The organism is Dysgonomonas sp. UBA7710 (assembly GCF_002482385.1).
Lineage (GTDB): Bacteria > Bacteroidota > Bacteroidia > Bacteroidales > Dysgonomonadaceae > Dysgonomonas.
Genome location: NZ_DLFW01000032.1, coordinates 23,072 through 27,636, shown reverse-complemented (window position 1 = coordinate 27,636; position 4,565 = coordinate 23,072). Strand labels below are relative to the sequence as shown.

Genomic DNA, 4,565 nt, shown 5'->3' with positions numbered 1-4,565 from the left:
ATACCCTTATCTCACAACATGTTGTTAAAACCGGATCGAATAAACTCCATAAAAAAGGCTAAAAATTTATCGACCTATACCAAATTCATATGTAAGCTTCAATGCCAATCCATGATATGTAGGTTTGATCGGCACTCTCTTATCCGGTTCCACGTCAGACCATTCATAATAAGTCGCCTTTTGCAAAGAATAAACGAGTCCAATATTCCAGGCACTTCTTCCTTGCTTAGCAATACTTATCCCAAAGGAAGTACTAAAATAAAAACCTTTTCCCATAGCACCCGAATACCCGACTTTTACATCCCAGAAAGGGGTTGTATTCTCATCCAAAAAATTAATACGTGGATTGATAAAGATAGGCAGGGATGAATCTTTTTTATTTAGGGTCATAGTATAACTTGTTCCTACACCTACATAAAAAATCGGATTAAACTGATACCCTATTGATGTTCCATATTCGAACCTGTGATTCTTTGTTTTACCTATACCATGTATATAAGCATAATCAATAAAAACCCGGAATCCTTTTATTTCCCGATTCCATATCTTCTCCCGCCGCTTAGGTCTTGGGACGCTAAAAGGATCAAAATATTCATCCGGACTTGCCGCCCTGGTTCCATCAATTATAACAGGTTGATCAACCATCACAGGCATGGATATATTACCTCCCGGTTGCTGTACTTGCCTGAGAACATCCTCATGCGGCGGTTGCTCGGGAATTAGACTTTGCGTAGGATTTGAAGGCTGGCCAACAACACTTCCGTTCACCGGCTGCCGTTGTCTTTTTCTCTTCGAATTAGGACTACCCTCTACATAACTTTGCGGATCGGTTTTCGATAATCCCCCTTCAACTTCTCCAGAACTTCTTTCCTCTATTTTTTTGATATCCCCCTGTTGATATATTACAATATTCTCTTTCTGCGAAAGACTATCTGTGATTTTTACACTTATAGTTCCGAATTGCCGTTTAACCAGTTTTCCTTTTATCATCTTACCATTTTTCAGATATATAATATCTAATCTTTCCACCTTAACAGAATCCTGAGAATAAACCAAACATATACTATAAATAAAAAATATTAAGAAAATTATTGTTCTATACATAGTAACAGACATTTTCAGTTGATTAATACAGAAATAAATATAGTGAAATCCAAGAAAAAAACAAAATGATTTTAACTATTATACGATAAAACCAATACAATTATTATCTCTGGGCAGAAAAAAAATCATTTTATAAAATCCAAGATAAATAGATTTGATTATAATTAATATCTTTGCTGCTCTGAAATATATAGATAAAGTTTTTTTACTTCTATAATACATAATAAGCTAAATAATATATCAAGTATATACTTTGATTTACTTTATAATACAACATCATACATGAAAACGTCTCTTTTATTAAAAATCACAATTCTCGCTATTGCTTCATTAGTATTATTTGCATCCTGCAAAGACAAGAAGCTCCAATTTACAATTGAGGGAAAAATAAGTAATGCCGACACAACTATACTATATCTGGAGAAAAGATCTCTTACCGAAACAACTATAATTGATTCTGTAAAACTGGATAAAGATGGGAACTTCAAATTCACAGAAGCTAATGTCGGCTATCCTGAATTTTATTTACTAAAACTAAACGGACAAACAATTAACCTGGCAGTAGATTCCACAGAGACTATTACTGTGAATGCACCGAAGGAAACTTTTGCACTGGATTATACCGTTGAAGGTTCTAGTGGTTCAGCTAAAATAAAAGACATAGTTTTGGCTCAAAACAAACTAAGCCAAACTTTCTCCGAGTTGAAAAAGAAATTTGAAAGTAAAGAGATATCGCAAGAAGAATATATTACGGCTGTACAAAATGGAGTGAATGAGTACAAGACTAAAGCTAAAGACCTCATATATTCCGACTATAAGAGTTTAGCCGCCTATTTTGCACTTTTCCAAAAAGTAGATAACTATTTGATTTTCGACCCATACAACAAGAAAGACATCGCTGCATTTCAGGCTGTCGCTACAGTATGGGATACACAATACCCAACATCTCCCCGCACAGCTAATCTGAAAAACTTTACTTTATCCGCTTTGGCCGAAATCCGCAAAGCAGCAAGCCAGGAAGAAGCGATAAACAGAATCGCAACATCGGAAGTCACAGACCACAGTACATATTATAATATAACCTTGCCAGATAGACATAACAAGAATATAAGTCTTTCTTCATTAAAAGGAAAAGTAGTTATACTGGACTTTACAGCATATCAAACAGACTTTTCCCCGGCGCACAATATCCTGCTTAATAAGGCTTATGAAAAGCATAAAGGAAATGTTGAAGTATATCAGGTTTCATTCGACACTGATGTGCATGCCTGGCAAAACAGTGCAGTAAACATTCCTTGGATTTGCGTAAGAGATGATAAGTCATTGGCTTCTGATTTACTGGCAAAGTATAATATTCAGGGATTCCCGACGACTTTCATTATCAATAAAAAAGGAGAGATCGTAAAAAGAGTATTATCCACAGATGATTTATCTTCTGAAGTTCAAAAATTATTATAAAAGTTAGCTAAATATTTTGACGGTATAAAAATTATATCTTATCTTTGCTTGTAATAGATTGAAAAAGGAAAAGGAGTTCTGGCCTATACGGCAAGGATTCTTTTTCTTTTTGTCGCTTTAAAAAATCAAAAGGAATAATAGTCACTAACTAATTTAACTTTAATTACCATGGCTATCACTTACATGACCGAAGACGGTTACAAAAAGTTGAAAGAAGAAATCAGCGCTCTGGAGAGCGAAAGACCGGCTATCTCAAAACAAATAGCTGAAGCCCGTGATAAAGGCGATCTGTCGGAAAATGCCGAATACGATGCAGCCAAAGAAGCTCAGGGATTGCTTGAGGCAAAAATAGCCCAGATGAAAAATCTGCTGGCAAACGCCCGTATAATAAATGAGGAGGCGATAGGAATCGATGTAGTACAGATACTAAACAAGGTTACTATACGCAACACAAAGAACAACCAGCAAATGACATATACCCTTGTAGCTGAAAGTGAGGCGAACCTGAAAGAAAACAAGATTGCAGTAAGCACTCCTGTTGCACAGGGCCTTATGGGCAAAAAGGTGGGTGATGTTGCCGAAATAAAAGTTCCTTCGGGAATGATGAGTTTCGAGATCGTAAACATCTCTATCTAACAGCTGATGGCAAGTATCTTTAGTAGAATAGCAGCCGGTGAGATACCTTCTTACAAGGTGGCAGAGGATGAAAGATTCTTTGCCTTCCTTGATATAAATCCTATGGCTAAAGGTCACACTCTGGTCATTCCTAAACAGGAAGTGGATTATATCTTCGATTTGGACGACGCAACTATAGGCGGGATAAACATCTTCGCCAAGAAAGTTGCCAAGGCTATCGAAAAGGCTGTTCCATGCCAACGGGTTGGAGTTATGGTAGTAGGACTGGAAGTCCCTCACGCACATATACACCTGATTCCGATAAACAGGGAGTCTGACATGCTGTTATCCAATCCCAGAGTAAAGCTGGAGCAAGCCGAGTTTGAAGACATTGCCCGGAAGATAAGAGAATATATCTGATAAGATTTATTTCAAAATACAAAGGGCAGGAATCATGAGGTTTCTGCCCTCTTTGTTATGTCTTATTTCTTACTATATTTCTTAATCCAATCGAGCAAAAGCAAACAGCCGGGACCCCCTACTCCCCCATGATCGAAGCCCTGAACTTCGTACATGGTCACATCCTTGTTCCCAAACGACTTTAAGATAGCTTCCATATGCAGATTCTCCTCATAGCGCGCTGTCATCTCCAGATTACGGTCTCCCGAAATTAATAAAACAGGAGGGATACCTGCCCGTGCCTGATTCAATGGCGCATAAGCATCAACGACAGGGAGATTTTGAGGTATTCCCCGTTCTTTCCTTATGGTATAATGCGTATTAGTCTGACCGCTGATAGGCACCAGCCCCTTTATCTTATCCGCATCAATTCCATATTTTTCAAGATAACTCTTATCCAGTCCCACCATAAGAGTCAGATACCCCCCGGCAGAATGTCCCGACACATAAATATCATTTACACTACCGCCATACGAAGCAATGTTTTGGAAAACCCACGCAACAGAAGCGGCAGCATCCTCTATATACGCCGGATTTGTAGCTTTCGGGCTAAGGCGGTAATTGACTGCCACTACTGCTATACCTTTTTCCTTCAGTTCGTTCGGGATATGCTTTTCCCCACCTTCAAGGCCCCCGCCATGAAACCAGACCACCACAGGAAAATCTTTCTTATCCACAGGATAGTATATATCCAGTTTACAACGTTCCTTACGGTATGCATCCGTTTCGGCAGCACCGGAATAAGGTACATCCTTTTTCAGTTCATATGTATTCTGTGCGGTTATCGCCAAAGCACAGAAGAGGAAGATTACGATCAAACTTTTTTTCATATAGTCTATATATTAATTTAAGATCAGAAATTTGTAGTAACAAAGGTAACATTATTTACAGTCAACAGTTAGCAGTCATCAGTCAACAATTTGTATCTC

At 38.0% G+C, this 4,565-nt stretch carries 5 protein-coding genes; 3 read left to right on the top strand and 2 right to left on the bottom strand.

Annotated features, from left to right (window positions below):
- Positions 1–66: 66 nt before the first annotated feature.
- Positions 67–1,029, bottom strand: a complete 963-nt coding sequence (locus tag B3317_RS10360) for a hypothetical protein (RefSeq protein ID WP_291111206.1) — start codon at positions 1,027–1,029, stop codon at positions 67–69.
- A 357-nt stretch (positions 1,030–1,386) separates the two neighbouring features.
- Here B3317_RS10360 and B3317_RS10355 point away from each other — a divergent pair, with 357 nt between their 5' ends.
- The 3 genes from B3317_RS10355 (at position 1,387) to B3317_RS10345 (ending at position 3,597) form a co-directional block, all read left to right on the top strand.
- Positions 1,387–2,562, top strand: a complete 1,176-nt coding sequence (locus B3317_RS10355; RefSeq protein WP_291111204.1) for a TlpA disulfide reductase family protein — start codon at positions 1,387–1,389, stop codon at positions 2,560–2,562.
- 168 nt (positions 2,563–2,730) lie between these two features.
- Positions 2,731–3,198 (top strand): transcription elongation factor GreA, encoded by a 468-nt coding sequence (gene greA, locus B3317_RS10350; protein WP_006799587.1) that lies wholly within the window; start codon positions 2,731–2,733, stop codon positions 3,196–3,198.
- A 6-nt stretch (positions 3,199–3,204) separates the two neighbouring features.
- A complete protein-coding gene (locus B3317_RS10345; RefSeq protein ID WP_291111202.1) occupies positions 3,205–3,597 on the top strand; it encodes an HIT family protein in 393 nt (130 codons plus the stop codon).
- A gap of 62 nt (positions 3,598–3,659) precedes the next feature.
- On the opposite strand, the gene B3317_RS10340 is transcribed toward B3317_RS10345, so the two are convergent.
- Positions 3,660–4,466, bottom strand: coding sequence for an alpha/beta hydrolase (locus B3317_RS10340; RefSeq protein ID WP_291111200.1), 807 nt, complete (start codon positions 4,464–4,466; stop codon positions 3,660–3,662).
- Between the last annotated feature and the right edge of the window lie 99 nt (positions 4,467–4,565).